Annotated in this window: 20 protein-coding genes; 7 read left to right on the top strand and 13 right to left on the bottom strand. The window is 72.8% G+C overall.

Annotated features, from left to right (window positions below):
• Window positions 1-2: 2 nt before the first annotated feature.
• The 5 genes from QF034_RS17490 to QF034_RS17470 all read right to left on the bottom strand — a co-directional run bounded on the left by QF034_RS17490 (window position 3) and on the right by QF034_RS17470 (window position 3,315).
• Window positions 3-887: a GNAT family N-acetyltransferase gene (locus tag QF034_RS17490; protein ID WP_307175851.1), complete on the bottom strand. Its 885-nt coding sequence runs from the start codon at window positions 885-887 to the stop codon at window positions 3-5.
• A gap of 40 nt (window positions 888-927) precedes the next feature.
• Complete coding sequence (locus tag QF034_RS17485) at window positions 928-1,557, bottom strand: GNAT family N-acetyltransferase (protein WP_307175850.1); 630 nt, start codon at window positions 1,555-1,557, stop codon at window positions 928-930.
• 31 nt (window positions 1,558-1,588) lie between these two features.
• Complete coding sequence (locus tag QF034_RS17480; RefSeq protein WP_307175849.1) at window positions 1,589-2,008, bottom strand: Zn-ribbon domain-containing OB-fold protein; 420 nt, start codon at window positions 2,006-2,008, stop codon at window positions 1,589-1,591.
• Window positions 2,008-2,457 carry a DoxX family protein gene (locus QF034_RS17475; RefSeq protein WP_307175848.1) on the bottom strand — a complete coding sequence of 150 codons (450 nt, stop codon included), beginning with the start codon at window positions 2,455-2,457 and terminating at the stop codon, window positions 2,008-2,010. The genes QF034_RS17480 and QF034_RS17475 overlap by 1 nt, the downstream gene beginning before the upstream one ends.
• Before the next feature lie 108 nt (window positions 2,458-2,565).
• Entirely contained in the window at window positions 2,566-3,315 is a 750-nt protein-coding gene (locus tag QF034_RS17470; RefSeq protein ID WP_307175847.1) for an NAD(P)H-binding protein, read from the bottom strand.
• An 84-nt stretch (window positions 3,316-3,399) separates the two neighbouring features.
• Here QF034_RS17470 and QF034_RS17465 point away from each other — a divergent pair, with 84 nt between their 5' ends.
• Window positions 3,400-4,116: an HAD family hydrolase gene (locus QF034_RS17465; RefSeq protein ID WP_307175846.1), complete on the top strand. Its 717-nt coding sequence runs from the start codon at window positions 3,400-3,402 to the stop codon at window positions 4,114-4,116.
• Here QF034_RS17465 and QF034_RS17460 read toward each other — a convergent pair.
• Both QF034_RS17460 and QF034_RS17455 read right to left on the bottom strand, forming a co-directional pair.
• Window positions 4,034-5,026 carry a hypothetical protein gene (locus QF034_RS17460; RefSeq protein WP_307175845.1) on the bottom strand — a complete coding sequence of 331 codons (993 nt, stop codon included), beginning with the start codon at window positions 5,024-5,026 and terminating at the stop codon, window positions 4,034-4,036. The genes QF034_RS17465 and QF034_RS17460 overlap by 83 nt on opposite strands.
• A gap of 90 nt (window positions 5,027-5,116) precedes the next feature.
• On the bottom strand, window positions 5,117-6,289 hold the full coding sequence (locus QF034_RS17455) for a thiolase C-terminal domain-containing protein (RefSeq protein WP_307175844.1): 1,173 nt from the start codon (window positions 6,287-6,289) through the stop codon (window positions 5,117-5,119).
• 109 nt (window positions 6,290-6,398) lie between these two features.
• On the opposite strand from QF034_RS17455, the gene QF034_RS17450 reads away from it, so the two are divergent.
• Both QF034_RS17450 and QF034_RS17445 read left to right on the top strand, forming a co-directional pair.
• Complete coding sequence (locus QF034_RS17450; protein ID WP_307175843.1) at window positions 6,399-7,580, top strand: acyl-CoA dehydrogenase family protein; 1,182 nt, start codon at window positions 6,399-6,401, stop codon at window positions 7,578-7,580.
• The gene (locus tag QF034_RS17445; protein ID WP_307175842.1) at window positions 7,577-8,047 is read left to right on the top strand and encodes a nitroreductase family deazaflavin-dependent oxidoreductase; all 471 of its coding nucleotides are present in this window, start codon (window positions 7,577-7,579) and stop codon (window positions 8,045-8,047) included. The genes QF034_RS17450 and QF034_RS17445 overlap by 4 nt, the downstream gene beginning before the upstream one ends.
• A gap of 116 nt (window positions 8,048-8,163) precedes the next feature.
• On the opposite strand, the gene QF034_RS17440 is transcribed toward QF034_RS17445, so the two are convergent.
• Window positions 8,164-8,799 carry a TetR family transcriptional regulator gene (locus QF034_RS17440; protein WP_086565072.1) on the bottom strand — a complete coding sequence of 212 codons (636 nt, stop codon included), beginning with the start codon at window positions 8,797-8,799 and terminating at the stop codon, window positions 8,164-8,166.
• A gap of 134 nt (window positions 8,800-8,933) precedes the next feature.
• Here QF034_RS17440 and kbpA point away from each other — a divergent pair, with 134 nt between their 5' ends.
• The 3 genes from kbpA (at window position 8,934) to QF034_RS17425 (ending at window position 12,952) form a co-directional block, all read left to right on the top strand.
• Entirely contained in the window at window positions 8,934-9,656 is a 723-nt protein-coding gene (gene kbpA / locus QF034_RS17435; RefSeq protein ID WP_307175841.1) for an AfsK-binding protein KbpA, read from the top strand.
• 212 nt (window positions 9,657-9,868) lie between these two features.
• Window positions 9,869-12,241: a protein serine/threonine kinase AfsK gene (gene afsK, locus QF034_RS17430; protein WP_307175840.1), complete on the top strand. Its 2,373-nt coding sequence runs from the start codon at window positions 9,869-9,871 to the stop codon at window positions 12,239-12,241.
• Between the two features lie 93 nt (window positions 12,242-12,334).
• Window positions 12,335-12,952: a hypothetical protein gene (locus tag QF034_RS17425; protein ID WP_307175839.1), complete on the top strand. Its 618-nt coding sequence runs from the start codon at window positions 12,335-12,337 to the stop codon at window positions 12,950-12,952.
• A gap of 75 nt (window positions 12,953-13,027) precedes the next feature.
• Here QF034_RS17425 and QF034_RS17420 read toward each other — a convergent pair whose 3' ends face one another.
• The 4 genes from QF034_RS17420 to QF034_RS17405 form a co-directional block, all read right to left on the bottom strand.
• Window positions 13,028-13,978: an alpha/beta fold hydrolase gene (locus QF034_RS17420; RefSeq protein ID WP_307179902.1), complete on the bottom strand. Its 951-nt coding sequence runs from the start codon at window positions 13,976-13,978 to the stop codon at window positions 13,028-13,030.
• An 83-nt stretch (window positions 13,979-14,061) separates the two neighbouring features.
• Window positions 14,062-14,835: an enoyl-CoA hydratase/isomerase family protein gene (locus tag QF034_RS17415; protein WP_307175838.1), complete on the bottom strand. Its 774-nt coding sequence runs from the start codon at window positions 14,833-14,835 to the stop codon at window positions 14,062-14,064.
• Entirely contained in the window at window positions 14,832-15,245 is a 414-nt protein-coding gene (locus QF034_RS17410; protein ID WP_307175837.1) for a Zn-ribbon domain-containing OB-fold protein, read from the bottom strand. Before QF034_RS17410 ends, QF034_RS17415 begins: the two co-directional genes overlap by 4 nt.
• 1 nt (window position 15,246) lies before the next feature.
• Complete coding sequence (locus QF034_RS17405; protein ID WP_307175836.1) at window positions 15,247-16,407, bottom strand: lipid-transfer protein; 1,161 nt, start codon at window positions 16,405-16,407, stop codon at window positions 15,247-15,249.
• A 105-nt stretch (window positions 16,408-16,512) separates the two neighbouring features.
• On the opposite strand from QF034_RS17405, the gene QF034_RS17400 reads away from it, so the two are divergent.
• Window positions 16,513-18,150 carry a FadD3 family acyl-CoA ligase gene (locus QF034_RS17400; RefSeq protein WP_307175835.1) on the top strand — a complete coding sequence of 546 codons (1,638 nt, stop codon included), beginning with the start codon at window positions 16,513-16,515 and terminating at the stop codon, window positions 18,148-18,150.
• Here QF034_RS17400 and QF034_RS17395 read toward each other — a convergent pair.
• Window positions 18,113-19,039 carry an SMP-30/gluconolactonase/LRE family protein gene (locus tag QF034_RS17395; protein WP_307175834.1) on the bottom strand — a complete coding sequence of 309 codons (927 nt, stop codon included), beginning with the start codon at window positions 19,037-19,039 and terminating at the stop codon, window positions 18,113-18,115. The genes QF034_RS17400 and QF034_RS17395 overlap by 38 nt on opposite strands.
• Window positions 19,040-19,150 lie beyond the last annotated feature (111 nt).

Raw genomic sequence — 19,150 nt, 5'->3', positions numbered from 1 at the left:
GGTCAAGCGGATGCGGAGGGCCCCGCGAAGTCGTACACCGCGAAGTCCGCCACCGGCCGGTACCCGATGCGCTGGTACAGGCCGTTGCTGGTCGGGTTGGCCAGGTCCGCGAAGAGGAGCACCTCCTGCGCTCCGGCCGCCAGGGCGGCGCGGCTGACCTCGGCTGTGGCGGCGCCCGCGTAGCCTCGGCCGCGCAGGTGGGGCGGGGTGTAGACCGGGGCGACGCGGATCTGGCCGGCGACCTGAGGGGTCGTTCCGGCCATGGCGGCGGGGGCGCCGTCGGGGGTCTCCCAGAACGTGATGCCGCCCTGCTCGATGCGGGCGTCCGCCCACTCGGCGGCGTCCCGGAAGACGCCCGAGCCGGCGGCTGCGACGAACTCTTCGTGCCAGCGGATGAGTTGCTCCCGGTCCGCCGTACCGGCGATACGGGGACCGCCGGGCGGCAGGGGAGTGGGCACGGCCAGGGTGCCGAGCCGGTAGAGCCGATTGCGCTCCCGGAGGGTGGCCGTGGCGCCCGTATGCCGCTGCCAGGCCTCGGCGAAGGCTGTGGCGGTGTCGCGGTCGGCGTGCACGCCGGGCAGGCATTGCCCGAGGGCGGCCAGCCGTGCGGCCAGCGCATCGGCCTCCTCGGGCGTCAGGACGGTGAGGTTCAGCCGGTGCGGTGGTGTGCGGAAGAACGTCGCCCGGACCGCGCCGTCCTGTTCCAGCATGCCGAACTCCGGCACTCCGTCGCCGTAGATGTGCGGGCCGTGCGTACGCAGGTTCTCCGTGACGGTCAACGGGAGAGTGTGCAGAGCGAGTTGGGAGCGAAGGAAGGCGTCGGCCCGGGTCAGGAAGGCGTCGAGGTCCTGGGTGAGGTGCCAGTGCCGGTGGTCGTCGGTGCGCATGCCCCATCGTGCCGCCCGCGCCCCCGTCGGCACCTCCGAATTACGCCCCGGGCGGCCGGCTCACCTGTGGTTCCGCGTCCGGTTCCGGATCCGTCGCCAGCCGTGCGTGCAGGTGGGCGTCCCGGAACGCGTCGTGCCGGCCCTCCTCGAAGATCGCCCCGCGCAGCGTCCCCTCGTACGCGAATCCGCACCGCTCGGCGATCCGGCAGGAGGCGTCGTGGCCGACGGCGTGATCCAGTTCCAGCCGGTGCAGGCCGAGTTCGGCGAGGGCCCAGCGGGCGGCGAGCAGCAGGGCCCGGGTGGCGACGCCCTGGCCGCGTGCCTCGGGGAGCACCCAGTAGCCGACGCGGGCGACCTTGAGGTGGTACTTGATCTCGTTGACGCCGATGTGACCCAGGGCGGTGCCGCTGCGGGCGTCCGCGATCCGGAACGACATGGACGTGCCCTCCGCCGCGCTCTGGGCCCGCGCGAGCAGCGACTCCCGGGCGCTCGTCCGGTCCGTGACCAGCCTCAGCGGGGTGTTCCAGCGCCGGAACTCCGGGTCCCGCATGCCGCGCAGCCATGTCTCGACGTCGGCGCCGGACGCGGGGTCCCAGGGGCGGAGACGGAGGTCGTGGCCGTGGATTTCCGGGAGGGGGCCGGTCGGGGACCGGTCGGGTATGGGGGCCATGGGGCCATTCAAGCGCGTGGGGCGGCGCCGTTCACCCGCCGGCCGTGCCCGGCACGACCCGGAACACCGGGATCCCGTCCCGGAACACGACCTCCAGTTCCGCCCCGGCGGACAGCTCCCCGGTCGGCGGTTCCGCCGCCGCCCCCACGACCTCCGTCATCATCCGCGGCCCCTCGGCGAGGTCGACCACGGCGGCGATGTACGGGGTGCGTTCCGCGAAGGGCGGCAGGTCGTTGCGGTGGACGACGGACCAGGTGTAGAGGGTGGCGCGGCCGCTCGCGGGCTCCCAGGCGACGTCCTCGCTCCAGCAGTGGGGGCAGAACTCGCGCGGATAGTGGTGGGCCCGGCCGCAGGCCCGGCAGCGGCGGATGAGCAGCCGGCCCTCGGCGGCCGCGTCCCAGTACGTCCGGGTGAAGGCGTCCGGCTCGGGCAGGTCGAACCGCCCGGCCATCAGAACAGCCCCAGCGCGCTGTCCAGCGACCAGGTCTGCCAGGACATCCCGAACAGCCCGACCACCGACATCAGGGCCATCATCGCGTTCTGCCCCTGCTCGGCCACGTCGTGGATCATGAGGGTGAAGTAGAGGGCGTTGAGGAGGAATCCGCCGGCCAGGGCGATCGGGGTGAGGAAGCCGGTGATCAGGCCCAGTCCGAGCGCGAGTTCCGCTGAGACGACGACGTACGCCATCGCGCGCGGGTGGGGCGCGACGACGGTGTCGAAGCCCGAACGCACGGCGCTCCAGCGGTGCTCGGCCGCTATCCCGGCCGCCCATGTGATGCCGCTGCCGCGTTCGAACCAGGCCTTGCGGTCCTTGTGCCGCCAGCTCTCCAGCCACCACAGCCCGAGCCCGATCCGCAGCACGGCCAGCCATTCCGCTCCGGTGAGCCAGATCGTGTCCATGCCCATGCTCCCGCGTCGCCGCCCGAGACGAAATCTGACGGTACGTCAGATAGATGGCGGCAACAAGCCCTGGAGCGACGCTCGGCTGCACCAGTGCCGGCGGCACCGTCAGTCAGGGAGGAACTCCCGGGCGTGGTCGTGTGCCCACTGGGCGAAGGTGCGAGCCGGGACCCCGGTGACCTCCTCGGCTGTGGGCAACGGCCCAGCCGCCGCCGGATCGAGTTCCTCGGGTGCCTGCGGGTCCGTCTCGCCGCCTGAGTAGTCCTCGAAGCCGAGCAGGAAATCCGCGTTCTCCGCTGCGAATCCTCCTTGTCTGCGGTAGTTCTCCCGTGCCTCTTCCCGGCTCACCACTTCGAAACGGATCGGTCGCCCGGTGGCCTCGGCGATGAGTTCGACCTGTCGACGGTGCGACAACATCTCGGGGCCGTTCAGGGTGTACGCCCGTCCGCAGTGTCCGTCCTCCAGCAGAGCCAGGGCCGCGACATCGGCGATGTCCCGCTCATGCACCGGGCACCAGGCCGCGTCGGGGTAGGGGTCGCGCACCACGCCCTCGGCACGGATGGACGGGCCCCACAGGGCCAGCTTGTTCATCGCGAACTCGCCGGGGCGCACATGAGTCCACTCCAGGCCCGACTCCTCCACGGCCCGCTCCGCCGGCAAGTGGAAGTCGCTGTCGAAGCCGGCCGTGACAGCCCCGGAGGACAGCACGACAATGCGGCGCACCCCGGCCTGCCGTGCCGAGGCGACCACGTCCCGTGCCGTTTCGGCGACCGGGAAGAGATACATCCGGTCGACGCCCTTCAACGCGTCGGTGAGTGACTCCGGTTGCGTGAGATCTCTTCCGTAGGGGCGCGGCACAGCGCACCGGTCGCGGAGAAGGCGCCTGCCTTCTCCGCGACCGGTGGGGCTCCGACTGCCGAAGAAGCTGATCTACTGCGGGTCATGCCGTTGTTGCTGCTGGACCTGGACAACACTCTCGTCGACCGCGATGCGGCCTTCCGCTCCGCCGTCGTCGACTTCCTCGCCGAGCACGGTCTGCCCGCCTCCGACCTCTCTTGGGTGATGGCCACCGACGCCGGCGGCTACACCGCACGTCGCGATGTCGCCACAGCCCTGACCGACCGGTACGGCGACGTGGTGCCCACCACCGCCGTCCGTGCGCTGCTCGACACGGGCGCCGCCGATCGCGTCGCCCTGGCGCAGACCGCCCGCGAGGCGCTGGGCAGAGCCCAGGCGGACGGCTGGACTTGCGTCATCGTCACCAACGGGCGCACTGTCCAGCAGGAAGCGAAGATCCGGAAAACCGGACTCGATCAGCTCGTCCGGGGCTGGGTCGTCTCGGAAGCCGTCGGCCACAAGAAGCCGGCACCGGAGATCTTCCAGGCGGCAGCCGCTCTCGCCGGTCTCCCCCTGCCGGGCGCGTGGGTCATCGGCGATTCACCGCACGCCGACATCGCGGGCGCCGACAGGCTCGGTCTTGCGAGTGTGTGGGTGACGGACGGACGTGACTGGACCGAGGACTCCTACCGGCCCACTCATGTCGCCGACGACGTCGCCTCCGCGATCGACCACGCCATCAGCCGGCGACCCTCCCCGCCTCCTCATCCGCACGCAGCTCCCCGTGGAGACGGGCGAACACCGCACACACCAGCGGCATGACCAGCGGGGGCAGCAGCAGGAGAGCCACGGCTGTGGGCAGGATCAGCACCAGTACGCCGGTGATCCACACGTTGTCGTCGCTGAGCCACAGCATGCCGAGGCCGGCGAAGTGGGCCAGGGGAGCGGCCGCGTACCGGGCCGGCGTGAAGACGAGTACCGCGGCCGCGGTGACCAGCGTGCCCAGGCCCAGGACGCGCCGGCGTGCGCGGCGGGTCAGCACCCAGGAGCGGTACAACGCGACGAACGGGGAGCGGCCCTCCAGCACCGTCTCGGCCGTGGCCAGGGACAGGCGGAAGTACAGCAGCGGGCCGAGGCACCCGACGGCGATCGGCAGCACCCAGCCCACCAGCGTGTACTGCGGGGTCGCGGTGCCGTGCAGGGGCGTGGGCTCGACGCCGGGCACCTTGCCGCGCTCGACGAGGTCCCACCACATCAGGGCCGTCAGCTCGATGGCGGCCACGGCCAGTCCGGTCAGCGCGTTGACCATGAAGGCCGCGGGGAGGCGTGCGCGGGTGCGTCGCCACAACGCGCGGGTGGTCAGCGGTCCGCCGTCGCGCCTGGCGTGCGAGTCGCCGAGGGCGTACGCGCTGTGCAGGACAGAGAGGACGAGGAGGGCCAGGACGAGCAGCAGCAGCGACACCACGGCACCGGCCCGTACCAACGGGGGCATGCCGCCGTCGGCGTAGGCGACGTAGGAGTCCTCGTTGGCGATGTTGGTGTCCGCGTAGTCCCGGACGGCCTCGAAGGTGTCCCAGGTCTGCGCGAAACCGCCGGCCACGATCGCGCAGGCGAGCAGAGCCGTCAGGGCGGACACGCGGAGGGTGAAGCCGTACAGCGCGCGCGGGTGGCGTCTGACGACGTCGAGCGCCCCACCGAGACTGCCGACCGGCTGGTTTCCGTGGTGTGCCATGACTTGGCCTGACCTCCATGCGGCCCGGTAGCGGTGAAGGCAAAGACGCCGTGTGCGGTGCGTGGGGTTCCCGGAAGCCCGACAGGCCGGTCACCCCACCCCCAGCACCACCGTCCCCGACGAGCAGAACCACCCACCCGTACCCGACGCCACCCCCAGCCGCGGCAGCCCCCCGCCGGCGCCCCGCCGCACCTGCCGGTCCCCGCCCTCCCCCCGCAACTGCCGTACCGCCTCCACCAGCAGGAACAACCCCCGCATCCCGGGATGCTGGGCCGACAGCCCGCCCCCGTCGGTGTTCACCGGAAGGCCCCCGCCCTCGACCCGCAGCCGGCCCTGCTCCACGAACGCCCCGCCCTCGCCCTTCCCGCAGAAGCCGAGGTCCTCCAGCGTCACCAGGGTCATGTAGGTGAACGCGTCGTAGATCTCCGCGAAGTCCATCTCGTCCGGCCGTACGCCCGCCCGGTCGAAGGCCAGCCGTCCGCTCACCGCCGCCGGGGACACCGTGAAGTCGGCCCACTCGGACATCGCCGCGTGCGAGACGTGCTCCCCGCTGCCCAGCACCCACACCGGCGGCGTACGGCAGTCCCGTACGTACTCCTCCGCCGCCAGCAGCACCGCCGCCCCGCCGTCGGAACGGACGCAGCAGTGCAGCTTGGTGAAGGGGTCGGCGATCATCGGGCCGGCCAGGACCTCGTCCACCGTGACGGGGGTGCGGAACATCGCCTCCGGGTTCAGGGCCGCGTTGGCCCGGGTCTGGACCGCCACTTCCGCCAGCTGCTCGATCGTCGTGCCGTACTCGATCACGTGGCGGCGCGCGGCCATGGCGTACTTGGCGATCAGGGTGTGGCCGTAGGGGACTTCGAACTGGAGGGGGCCGCGCGTGCCGAAGGACAGGGTTCCGGTGCGGCGGCCCGCCCTCACGTCCGCGCGGGCGGTCGAGCCGTAGGCGAGAAGCACCACGCGCGCGTGCCCGGCCGCGATCGCGTCCACCGCGTGGGCCGCCATGACCTCCCAGGTGGCGCCGCCGACCGAGGTGGAGTCGACCCAGGTCGGGCGCAGGCCCAGGTACTCGGCGACCTCGACGGGGGCCAGGGTGCCCAGGCCCGCCGAGGCGAAGCCGTCGACCAGGGAGCGGTCCAGGCCCGCGTCGGCCAGGGCGCGCCGGGCCGCCTGGGCGTGCAGGGCGTACGGAGTCGCGTCGTCCACGCGGCCGCAGTCCGAGAGGGCCACGCCCACGACGGCCACTTTCCTCCGGGCAACCATGGATCTGACGGTACATCAGGTAACCCGCAGTGCAAGGCCGCAGGACTCTGGGCATCCCCGCTCCGCCGCCCTAATATGACGGATCGTCAGATGCGGAGGTGCTACCCCCATGGACGCCCGCTTCACCCCCGAACAGGACGAGATCCGCCGCACCCTGCGCGAACTGCTCCACAAGCGGTGCGGCCCCGAGGAGCTGCGGGCCGCCGTCGGCACCCCGGCCGGGCACGACCCGGCCCTGTGGACCGCCCTCGCCGAACAGCTCGGCCTGCCCGGACTGGCCCTGCCCGAGAGCCACGGCGGTGTCGGCTGCTCGGTCACGGAGCTGGCCCTGGCCTGCGAGGAGACGGGCCGGGCCCTCGCCCCCTCCCCGCTGCTCGCCACGGCCGTCCTCGCCGCCCCGCTGCTGCTCGCCCTCGGCACCGACGCCCAGCGGACGGACCTCCTCCCGCGGATCGCCTCCGGGACACTCACCGCGGCCCTCGCGGTACCGGGTCCCGCTCTCGCCACCGCCCTCGGGCTCACCGGCCACGACCCGCGCGGGGAGTGGGCCGGCGGCGGGCGGGCCGGGGGCGTGCAGGCCCGGCAGGCCGAGGGCGGCTGGCGGCTGTACGGGCAGGCCGACCAGGTCCTCGACGGGCACAGTGCCCGGCTGCTCGTGGTCGCGGCGCACACCGGCGGGTTTACCCGCTCCCGCGTGCCGCTCTTCCTCGTGCGCGGTGACGCGGCCGGTCTCACCCGCGTACGGCAGACCGCGCTGGACGCGACCCGCCCGCAGGCTCGGCTCCAACTGCGGGATACGCCCGCCGAGTTGCTGGGTGATGCGGACACCGACGCCCTGACCGCCCTCGCCCGCCTCGGTGACACCGCCGCCGCCTGTCTCGCCGCCGAGGCCGTCGGCGCCGCCGGCCGGGTGCTGGAGCGGACCGTCGAGTACGTCGGGCAGCGCGAGCAGTTCGGGCGGCCGGTCGGCTCCTTCCAGGCGGTCAAGCACCGGCTGGCCGATGTGTACGTCCAGGTGCAGGCGGCCCGCTCGGCGGCGTACTACGCGGCCTGGGCCACCGCCCGGGGGGAGCGGGTGGGCGGCCTCGCCCTCGCCCAGGCGCTCCAGGCCCTGCGCTCGGCCGCCGCCGAGGGGATCCAGCTGCACGGCGGCATCGGTTTCACCTGGGAGCACGAGGTTCACCTGTACTTCAAGCGCGCCGCGGGCGACGAGCTGCTGTTCGGGCCGGTGCACCGGCTGCGGGCGCACGCCGCCGACGTGGCGCATGTCGTCGAGGAGGCCGGCCGATGAGGGGCGTGCGGTTCGTGCAGAAGGTGTCCTCCACCCGGGGCTTCGCGCGTGTGGCGCCGCACGTCTTCCCGGCCCTGGACCGGGCCGTGCACCGGCTCACGCGCGGAAAAGTGCTGCTCAGCGCGCAGCTCCTGCCCGGGGTGGTGCTGACCTCGACCGGGGCGAAGAGCGGTCTGCCCCGTCGTACCCCGCTGGCCTGTATGCCGGAGGACGGCGGGGACAGCTGGATCCTCGTCGGGTCCAACTTCGGGCGGCCGGGGCACCCCGCCTGGAGTCACAACCTGCTCGCGCACCCGGACGCCCGCATCAGCTGGAAGGGCCAGGACATCGCGGTCACGGCCCGGCTGCTGGAGGGGGCGGAGCGGGCGGCGGCCTGGCAGGCGGTGCTGGCGTTCTGGCCGCCGTACGCGGCGTATCAGGCGCGGGTGGAGCGGGAGATCCGGTTGTTCAGGGTCGTACGACGGTAGAAAGCTGCGAATCGTACGACGGCGGAAAGCGCAACAGGCGGCCGTCCACTCGGGTGGACCGCCGCCTGCCAGACAGGACTTGGGTGCGGGAAAGAGGCCGGGGCCGCCGGGCCGGGCTACCTCGTGGGCTTTCTGCCCGTGACGCCCAGGTGCACCAGCAGCGCGAGGTTCGGCTTCAGTTCGGCCTGCTTCACGCCCCAGGAGGAGAAGCCCTTCTGGTGGGAGGCGACGGCCGCGAGCATCGCGACCAGCGAACCGGCGACGGCCGCCGGGTTCACGTCCTTGTCGACCCGGCCCTTGGCCTGGAGCTCGGCGACGGAGTCCGCGAGCGAGTTGTTCACCGAGTTGAGGATCTTCATCCGGAGCTTGTAGAAGCGCTTGTCGCCCTCGGCGGCGCCGAGATCCACGACCCGGAGGATCGCGTCGTTCTTGCGCCAGAACTCCAGGAACCCGTCGACGAGCTCCTGCGCCGTCTGCCAGCCGGCCTTCCCGGCCCAGGAACGGCCCTCGAGGAGCTCGGTCAACGACGCGCCCTCGGCCGCCATTTGCTCGGCGATCTCCAGGACGGCGCCCTCGACGTCCGGGAAGTACTGGTAGAAGGTCGCGGGCGAAGTGCCCGCCTTCCGGGCGACATCGATGACTTTGACGTCCCGGTACGGGGAGGAGCTGAGCATCTCGCTGAGGCAGTCGAGCAGCTTCTGCCGGGTCGCCTGCCCGCGCCTACCGGCCACGCGGCCGTCGACGGTACGCACTTGTCCTGTCATGACGTCAGCTTACCGAGGCGTGATCGGGGCGCGATTCGGCCGACTGCAAATGGGGTGTAAGGGAGTACGGGGGCTGGTGTGCCTGGTCTGCGGGGTGTGGCAGTCGCGGTTACGTTGTCGGCATGGCCGAAAACAGGGCATCGGTGTACGCAGAGGGCGTTCCCTGCTGGGTGGACGCGCAGCTTCCCGACGTCGAGGCGGGCAAGCGGTTCTACGGTGAACTTTTCGGGTGGACCTTCGAGGACTGGTTCGGCCCCTTCGCGCAGGCGCTGAAGGACGGGGAACCCGTGGCCGCGCTGGTCCGCAAGGCGGACGGCCGGCTGCCCACCGTCTGGACGGTGTACTTCGCGACCCCGGACGCGGCGGCCCTGGCCCGTCGTATCCGGGCGGCCGGCGGGCAGGTCGTCTCGGCGCCCGTGCCGGCCGGCGAGCTCGGCGTCACCGCCCTGGTCACCGACCCGGAGGGGGCCGTCTTCGCGCTGTGGCAGCCGGTCGAGCACCCCGGCTTCGGCAGGCGGCACGAGCCGGGCACCTTCGCCTGGGCCGAGCTGTACGCCCGGGACACCGAGGCGGCCAACGCCTTCTACGGCGATCTCTTCCGGGAGGCCCTGTTCGGGCCGGACACCGAGCCCGACGTCGGCCGCGCCCCGGTCACCGACGTGTTCCCGGCCGAGATGCCGCCCCACTTCCTCGTCCACTTCGCCGTCGAGGACGTCCCCGCCGCGCTGGAGGACGTCACCCGTCTCGGCGGCCGGGTCCAGGCCCCGCCCTTCGCGACCTCGTACGGGACGGTCGCCGTCGTCACGGACAATCAGGGGGCGTCCTTCGCGCTGCTGCACCGCTGAGCAGGGCTGAGCAGGGCTGATCAGGCAGTGTTTGGTCGTCGTTTGGTCGCCTGTGTCCGGAGACATCCCAATTGTCACCGGGTTCGCAACCAGGGCTCCGGCCAGGAAGAATCGGGGTGCGTGCCGCCATGGCGGTGCGGTGGTGAGACGCTGCACGGGGTCGCGTGGAACATGTGGCTTGGCGCGGCTCGTACGGGGAGGTGGCAGGCAGAGTGGTGGATCAGCTGACGCAGCACGATCCGCGGCGGATCGGGCCGTTCGAGGTGCTGGGACGGCTGGGTGCCGGCGGCATGGGGCTGGTCTATCTCGCGCGCTCGGCGTCCGGTCGGCGCGTGGCGATCAAGACCGTCCGCACGGAGCTCGCCGAGGACCAGCTGTTCCGGGTCCGCTTCACGCGTGAGGTGGAGGCGGCCCGCGCCGTCTCCGGCTTCTACACGGCCGCGGTCGTGGACGCCGACCCGCGCGCCGCCGTGCCGTGGCTGGCCACCGCGTACGTTCCCGCGCCCTCCCTCGAAGAGATAGTGAACGACTGCGGGCCGCTCCCGGCCCAGGCGGTGCGCTGGCTGGCGGCGGGTGTGGCCGAGGCGCTCCAGTCCATCCACGGTGCCGGGCTGGTGCACCGGGACCTCAAGCCGTCGAACGTCCTCGTCGTCGAGGACGGCCCCCGGGTGATCGACTTCGGTATCGCGTCGGGTGTTTCGAACACGCGTTTGACGATGACGAACGTCGCCGTCGGCACGCCCGCCTACATGTCCCCCGAGCAGGCCAAGGACTCCCGCAGCGTCACGGGCGCGAGTGACGTCTTCTCCCTCGGCTCCATGCTGGTCTTCGCCGCCACCGGACACCCGCCCTTCCACGGCGCCAACCCGGTCGAGACCGTCTTCATGCTGCTGCGCGAGGGCCCGGACCTGGAAGGTCTCCCGGACGAGCTGCGGCCGCTCATCGAGTCCTGTATGCAGATGGACCCCACGGCCCGCCCCAACCCGGCCGACCTCCAGGCCCAGCTCGCCCCCCACCTCTTCGGCTCCGGCTCCGACGACAGCGGCACGGCCTCCGCCTGGCTGCCCGAGCGGGCCGTCGGCCTGATCGAGTCCCGCCGCAACGGCCGCCCGGCCGGCAAGCCCGCCTCCGGTGCCGGACGCAGCGGCGGCGGACGCCCCGCCCCGGGGTCCGCCCCCATCCCGCCCCCGCCCTCGCACGACCCGGTCGTCCCGGTGCCCGCCCCGGTCGGCGGCCCCGACACCGGCCCGGTGCGGCTGGCCGGCGGCCAGGTGCCCATCGGCCCGGGCCCGCGCGTCGCCGACGTCCGTGCCGCCGCCGTCAAGGCACCCCCTCCGGAGGCCGCCCTCGCCGCCTCCTGGTCCAAGCCCCGCCCGGGCGTCAACGGCACCGACCCCGCCGTGGGCCCCGCCGTCGCCGCGCCCCCGGCCCCGGCCGCGCCGCCCGAGCAGGCGAGCGGCTGGCGGCCGTGGCGCTTCCGCATGTCGAACGACGTCTGGGGCACCCCGTCCGTCGACGGCGACCTGGTCTACGTCACGTCCTTCGAGGTGCACGCGCTGGACGTGGCCACCGGCCGCCGCCGCTTCAAGACCCGGGACGTCGCCTGGTCCATGGCGGTCGCGGACGGCCGTATCCACGCCTCCGACGGTCCCACGCTGTTCGCCCTCGACGCTCGTGAGGGCGCCGACCTGTGGCGCCTCCAGACGGACGCCTGGGTCTACTCGCTCAAGGCCGAACGCGGCACGGTCGTCACCGGCACCCGGGGCGGCGGCGTCCAGGGCTGGGAGGCCTCGAACGGCCAGAAGCTCTGGGAGGTCACCGGCTGCCAGAGCGACTTCGAGTCGCCCGAGGCCGGACCCGCCCTGCACGACGGCACGGTCTACGTGTGGCAGGACGCCCGGCTGCGTGCCCTGGACGCCCGCACCGGCGACGAGCGCTGGTCGTACCCCATCGGCGACACGGCCTCCTGCGGCGGCGTCCCGGTCCGGGTCGCCCAGGCGTCCGACGGCTACGTCTACGTCTGCGCCGGCACCCGCGTCCTCGCCCTCGACGTGGCCGCCGGGCACGTGAAGTGGCACTTCGAGGCCCCGGCCGTCTTCCTGTCCCCGCCCACCTTCGTCCCCGGCCCGGCCGTCACCGGCGGCGGCATCTACCTCGCCGACTACCTCGGCACGGTCTACGCCCTCGACGCCACCGACGGCCGGGACCGCTGGCGCATCGCCACCGAGTCCCGGGCGTCCGTCGACCCCGTCCTGGTCGCCGCCGGCCATGTCCACGTGGGCAGCGGCAAGGGCCTCTACACCCTCGACGCGGTCACCGGCACACCCAAGTGGCGCTTCCAGGCGGGCGGGGACATCGTGGGCGCCCCCTCGGTGGCCGAGGGCCGTATCCACTTCGGCTCCACCGACCACCTGCTCTACACCCTGAAGGCCGACGACGGCCGGCTCCGCTGGAAACTCGCCACCGGCGGCGAGATCACCGGCTCCCCGGTCGTCCGGGACGGAGTGGTGTACGCGTGCAGCAAGGACCGCTGCGTGTACGCGCTGGACGCGGAGAAGGGCACGGGCACGGCGCGCACCGCGTGACGCGCCCGGGGCGGCCGCGCCCGACCATGTCGGGCACGATCCGGTCGCCCCACGGTGACATGACCGTGACAGGCGTTCACTAGGCTGTCCGCCATGCAGATACGGGGGCGCAGGCTCAAGTTCACAGCGGTGTCGGTCCTGGTGGTACTGGCACTGACCGGCTTCTCCACGGGCCGGGGCCGCGGCGGCAGTCACAGCAGCAGCGGCAGCCACGGCAGCGGGGGCGGGTGCAGCAGTTCCAGCCAGGACCACGACAGTTCGAGGTCGTCGTCGACATCGGGCGGCGGCTCGTACAGCTCCGGCGGCTCGGGCGGCTCTTACGGTTCCGACGACGATGACGACGACTACGGAACCAGTGGCGGCGGCTCCTACAACCGCAGGCCGAACTACGGATCCAGGCCGACGTCCACGACCGGCTCCGGCTCCGGCAAAGCCCTGCGGGACGGCACGGCGAAGCTGGTGACCTGCGCGACCCCCGCCTCTCCCCACGCGACCGTCGAGGTCAGCAACCCCAACAGCCGCAAGGCCACGTTCTCCGTCTCGGTGACCTTCGAGGACGCCCGGAGCATCACCGTCACCGACCGGAACGCGGACATCACGGTCCCCGCCCAGGGCAAGGCGACCGTCGAGGTCGAGGTGGGCGGCGGCTCGGGCCTGGTGGACTCGGTCGACCACTGCAAGGTCGACGGCCAGGCCCTCGTCGACGACTGAACGGGATCGGAGCGTACGGGACTTCAGTTCGGCCGGAGCCGGCGGGACGTCAGTCCCACCGGAGCCCACAGGACGTCAGTCCCGCAGCTCCGTCAGGAAGTCCAGCAGCGCCTCGTTCACCTCGGCGGGCCGCTCCTGCTGCGTCCAGTGGCCGCAGCCCGGCAGCACGAGCGGCTTCCGGCGCAGGTCGGGCATCAACCCGGGCAGCTTCTCGATCAGTTCGGGCGTGCCCGGGAAGGCCGGGACCAGGTCCCGGTCGCCGTACACGTACAGCGCGGGCGGGGACACGACCGCACCCTGCCAGGGGGCGGTCAGCTCCCAGTTGCGGTCCAGGTTGCGGTACCAGTTGAGCGCGCCGGTGAAGCCCCGCGCGTAGCTGTCGGTGAGGGCGTCGAGGTCCTCCTCGGTCAGCCACCCGGGCAGCACCTCGGGGTCGGGCGCGTCCGCCAGCCAGCCGCGGTCCAGGTCGACCAGAGCCTGCTCGGGGCGTCCGGCGTCCGGGGCGTCACCGGAGGCGGAGTACAGCAGCTTGCGCAGGGTGGCGCGGGTGTCGGCGGTGAACTCGGCCTCGGCGACCCCGGGCTCCTCGAAGTAGTTCCAGTAGAAGCGCCCGCCGAACCGCTCCCGCATGGTCCTGAGCGGCGGTTGCGCGCCACGGAACGGTGGCGGCACGCTCAGCCCCGCCACCCCCCGCACCACGTCCGGCCGCAGCAGCGCGGTGTGCCAGGCCACCGGCGCTCCCCAGTCGTGCCCGACGACGAACGCCCGCTCCTCACCCAGCGCGTGGACCAGCCCGACCACGTCGCCCACCAGGTGCAGGATGCTGTACGCCGCCACGTCCTCGGGGTGATCGCTGCGCCCGTATCCGCGCTGGTCGGGCGCGACCACCCGGAAACCGGCCTCGGCGAGCGGCCCGAACTGGTGCCGCCAGGAGTGCCAGGACTCGGGGAACCCGTGCAGCAGCACCACGAGCGGGCCCTCGCCCTGCTCCGCGATGTGCAGCCGTATGCCGTTCACGTCGATCATCCGATGCTCAACCACCCGTCGAGCATACGCGTGTATGGGTAAACGATTCCCTGGCGCAACCGGTCATCAGCGGGACGGGTAGCTCAACGCAACCGGTACTCACGCCGCCGCCCCGCGAACAGCCGGGCCTGCTCCTCACCCGTCGCGTTCCCGAGCGCGATGAGATGCGGCGCCTGCGCGAACCCCTGGGCCCGCCCCGCCTCACGCGCGGCCCACAGCGCCCGCACGGTCCCCTGCACGGCCTCGGTCGGATACCCGGCGAGGACGGCGGCGCACGCCCGCGCCGCCCCCAGCGCCTCGCCCTCCGCCACGAGTTCCGACACCAGCCCGATGTCGTACGCGCGCCGCGCGGAGATCCGCTCCGCCGTCCCCATCAACGCCATCCGCGCGGCCTCCCCGTACGGCATGCGCTGCGCCATCAGGACGGACTCGTAGGCGCTGACCATGCCGTAGGCGGTGTGCGGGTCGAAGAAGGCGGCGGTGGGGTCGGCGACCAGGAACTCCGCCTCCCCGAGGAGGTAGAAGGCACCTCCGCAGGCCATCCCGCGCACGGCGGCGACGACCGGCTTCCACAGGTCGTTCGCCTTCGGCCCGATGCCGAGCAGCGGATCGTCCTGGGAGTACGGCGAGTTCGGCTGCGGCACGACGGCGTCCCGGTCGATGCCCGTGCAGAAGGCCCGCTCCCCGGCACCGGTGAGGACGACGGCCCGCACGGAGTCGTCGCACCGCAACTCCCGCCAGACCCGGGCGAGATCACCGGCCATCTCCAGGTCGACGGCGTTGAGCCGCTCGGGCCGGTTCAGGGTGACGACGGCGACTCCGCTGTCCTCGTCGGCACTGACCAGTACCCCGCTCATGACCGCTCCGGAACCCACCAGGGGAGCCCGTCGTCGAAGACGACCCGCACCCGGGCGCCGATCCTCAGGCGGTCCGCCGCGAGGGAGCCGAGCGGCTCGCCGGGCCCGGCGACGAGGTTGCCGACGAGCCGGATGCGCGGGGCCTCGTCGAGTTCGACGACGACCACGTTGTACGGCGCCAGCTCGGCGTAGCCGGGCAGCAGCGGCGGATGCGGAACCACGTACGACCAGACGCGGCCCCGGCCGGACATCCGGCGCCAGTCGGTCTGGAAGGACTGGCAGTGCGGGCAGCAGGGCCGGGGCGGGAAGCGGAGCTCACCGCAGCCGGCGCAGGCCTGGACCCGCAGCTCGCCCCGGGCGGCATACTCCCAGAAGGGCGCGCCGTCGGTGTCGGTGACGGGACGCAGCATGTCAACTCCTCAGCAGCAGAGCGGAGGTCGGGACGCCCTCGCCCGCGGTGACCAGACAGGCCGAGGCGCCCGGCACCTGCGCGGTACTGGTGCCGCGCAGCTGCTTCACCCCTTCGTTGATCAGGTTGAAGCCGTGCACGTAGGCCTCGGACAGTCCGCCCCCGCCGGTGTTCACGGGCAGCAGCCCGCCGGTCTCCAGCGCCCCGCCCTCGGTGAACGCCCCGCCCTCGCCCCGCCCGCAGAAGCCGTACCCCTCCAGGGACAGCAGGACCAGGGGCGTGAAGGCGTCGTAGATCTGGGCGACGTCCACGTCCTGCGGCGTCAGGTCGGAGTGTTTCCACAGGTGCCGGGCGGCGGCCCAGGCCGGGCCCGTGAGGGGGTCGTCGTTCCAGTAGTTGACCATGCCGTGGTGCTGGGCGGGGAGCGACTGGGCGGCGGAGTGGACGTAGACGGGTGTGCGGCGGCAGTCCCGGGCGCGCTCGGCGGAGACGACGACACAGGCCAGCGCCCCGTCCGTCTCCAGGCAGTTGTCGAAGAGGCACAGGGGTTCGCTGATCCACCGGGACGTCATGTACATCTCGCGGGTCAGGGGCCGGTCGTACATGATCGCGGCGGGGTTCTGGTTGGCCCGGTTGCGGCAGGCCAGGGCGACGTTGAACAGGTGGTCCCGGGTGGCCCCGTACTCGTGCATGTAGCGACGGGCCAGCATGGCGATCTCGTCGACCGGCCTGAGCAGCCCGAACGGGCGGGTCCACTGGGCCGGGGTGGGCAGCTGGACGGCGGTGTTCGTCCAGGGGCGGGGCCCGCTGCCCCGCTTGCGCGACCGCCAGGCGACGCCGACACTCGCCTGCCCGGTGGCGACGGCGGCGGCGAGATGGGCGACGGTGGCACACGAACCGCCGCCTCCGTAGCCGACCTTGCTGAAGAAGGTGAGGTCACCGAAGCCACAGGCCTTCGCCAGCTCCACCTCGTCCGTCTCCTCCATGGTGTAGGAGGCGAGGGCGTCGACCTCCCCGGGCGCGATCCCGGCGTCGTCCAGGGCGGCCAGCACGGCACGGCAGGCGAGGGTGCGCTCGTCCTCGGGGAGCCGCTTGGCGAAGGGCGTCTGGCCTATGCCGACGAGGGCGGTGGCGTCCTTGAGGCCGCCCGATCCTGCTGCCATGCTGCGCGCACCTCCGGGCCGAACGGTTCGCTGACAGGTCGTCAGATTACAGCTAATCTGACGGTCAGTCAGCTCCTGTGCCGGCTACTGCTGGGGAGGCCTTCGGTGCGAGCGGATACGGAGTCGGGAAGCATCCCGGGCCTGGTGCGGACGGCGGCCGGGCGGTACGCGCACGTCGAGGCGGTCGTCGAGGGCCGCACCCGGATCACCTACGCGGAGCTGGGCGCCCGTGTGGAGCGCGCGGCGGCGGCCTGTCTGGCGCACGGCATCGGACCGGGTGACCGGGTCGGCATCTGGGCACCGAACACGCTCGACTGGATCGTCAGCGCCCTGGGCGCGGTCTCGGCGGGCGCGGTGCTCGTGCCGCTGAACACCCGCTTCAAGGGCACGGAGGCGGCGGACGTGCTGCGCCGCAGCGGGGCGCGGCTGCTGTTCGTGACGGGCACGTTCCTCGGCACGTCGTACGTGGCGTCGCTGCGCCGGGCGGCGGGCCAGGGCCCGGGCACCGGCCCGCTGCCCGGACTGCCGGACCTGGAGCACGTGGTGGTCCTCTCGGAGGACGCCCCGGCCGACTTCCGCACCTGGAAGGACTTCCTGGCGAGCGGGGAGGCGGTCGGGCCGGCACGGGTGCGGGCGAGGGCGGAGGCGGTCGACGGCTCCCGGCCCTCGGACATCGTCTTCACCTCGGGCACCACGGGCCGCCCGAAGGGCGCGGTCATCACCCACGCCCAGACGCTGCGGGCGTACGAGATCTGGAGCGACCTGGCGGGCCTGACCCGGGGCGACCGCTACCTCATCGTCAACCCGTTCTTCCACACCTTCGGCTACAAGGCCGGCGTGATCGCCTGCCTGATGCGGGGCGCGACGATGATCCCCCAGCCGGTGTTCAACGTGAACACGGTCCTCGCCAACATCGCGGCCGAACGGGTCTCCGTGCTCCCCGGCCCCCCGACCCTCCTCCAGTCCCTCCTCGACCACCCGGCACGGGACGCGCACGACCTGTCCGCACTGCGCCTCGTGGTGACGGGAGCGGCAGTGGTGCCGCTGCGACTCGTCGAGCGGCTGCGCGGGGAACTCGGCGTCGACACGGTCCTGACGGCCTACGGCCTCTCCGAGGCAAGCGGCGTCGTCACGATGTGCCGGCGCGGCGACGACCCGACGGTGATCGCGTCGACGTCGGGCCGGGCGATCCCCGGCACCGAGGTCCGGGTCGCGGACTCCCGGGGCAAGCCCCTGGGACCCGGCACCCCGGGCGAGGTCCTGGTCCGCGGCTTCAACGTCATGACCGGCTACTACGAGGACCAGGAGGCCACCGCCGAGGTGCTGTCGGAGGACGGCTGGCTGCGCACGGGCGACGTGGGCGTCCTGGACGCCGCGGGCAACCTGCGCATCACCGACCGCCTCAAGGACATGTTCATCGTCGGCGGCTTCAACGCCTACCCCGCCGAGATAGAGCAACTCCTCGGCCTCCACCCGGACGTGGCGGACGTGGCCGTGATCGGCGTTCCCGACGCCCGGCTGGGCGAGGTCGGCAAGGCGTACGTCGTACGGCGGCCGGGCGCCCTGCTGACGGCGGACGACCTGATCGCCTGGTCCCGCAGGGAGATGGCGAACTACAAGGTCCCGAGGACGGTGGAGTTCGTGGCCGAACTGCCCCGCAACGCGAGCGGAAAGGTCGTGAAGGGGGCGCTGCGGGACGGCCTGCTCAGCGGCCGGCCGGCGGCAGCGCCGGGGTCCCGGTGACGGACATGACGAGGGAGTACAGGGTGGTGTCGGCGGCGATGAAGAGCCGGTTGCGCCGGGCGCCGCCGAACCGGATGTTGGCCACCGTGCCGGGCACCAGGACGCGGCCGAGGAGCGTGCCGTCGGGGTCGTAGCAGTGCACACCGCCGTGCAGGGCGGCGGCCCACAGGCGACCCTCGTCGTCGAACCGGATGTTGTCGAAGTTGCCGTCACGGCACTCGGCGAAGACGTCGCCGCCGGTCAGGGTGCCGTTCGGCCGGACGTCGAAGACGCGGATGTGATTGGCCAGGCTGTCCGACACGTACAGCTTGCGCTCGTCGGGGGAGAACACCAGCCCGTTGGGTCCCTGGAAGCCTTCGGCGGCCACGCGCACGTCGCCGCTGCCCGGGTCCACGCGGTAGACGTTCCGGGCCCCGATCGCGCTCTCCCCGCGGTGCCCCTCGTAGTCGGTCGCGATCCCGAACTCGGGGTCGGAGAACCACACCGACCCGTCGGACCGCACCACGGCGTCGTTCGGGCTGTTGAGCCGCTTCCCCCGGAACCGCTCGGCGATCACCGTCACCGACCCGTCGTGCTCGGTCCGGGTCACCCGCCGGTTGCCCTGCTCGCAGGTGATGAGCCGCCCCTGGCCGTCCAGGGTGTTGCCGTTGGGGTACCCGGCGGGCGAGCGGAAGACCCCGACGGACCCGGTGGTCTCGTCCCAGCGCAGCAACCGGTCGTTCGGGATGTCGCTCCACAGCAGATACCGCCCGGCCGGCACGTACACCGGCCCCTCGGCCCACCGGCACCCGTCGAAGAGCGTCTCAAGCCGCGAGTCCCCGGCCTGACACCGGCCGGTCCGGAACCGCTCGTCGAGGGTCTCGTACGTCTGCGGTTGCTCGCCGGGCATGGGGCGCCACCTTCGGGGTCGGGCCGATCGTGATCAGGTTCCGGACCCACTATCGCGCGCCCGGAGCGGCAGCGCACGCCACCGGGCCGAGCCCCTCCGACCCGGGTATGG

Origin of the sequence: Streptomyces africanus (assembly GCF_030816955.1) — a bacterium.
GTDB classification, from domain to species: domain Bacteria; phylum Actinomycetota; class Actinomycetes; order Streptomycetales; family Streptomycetaceae; genus Streptomyces; species Streptomyces africanus.
Note: the sequence above shows the minus strand (reverse complement) of the source record. Positions and strands in the feature narration are given on the sequence as shown.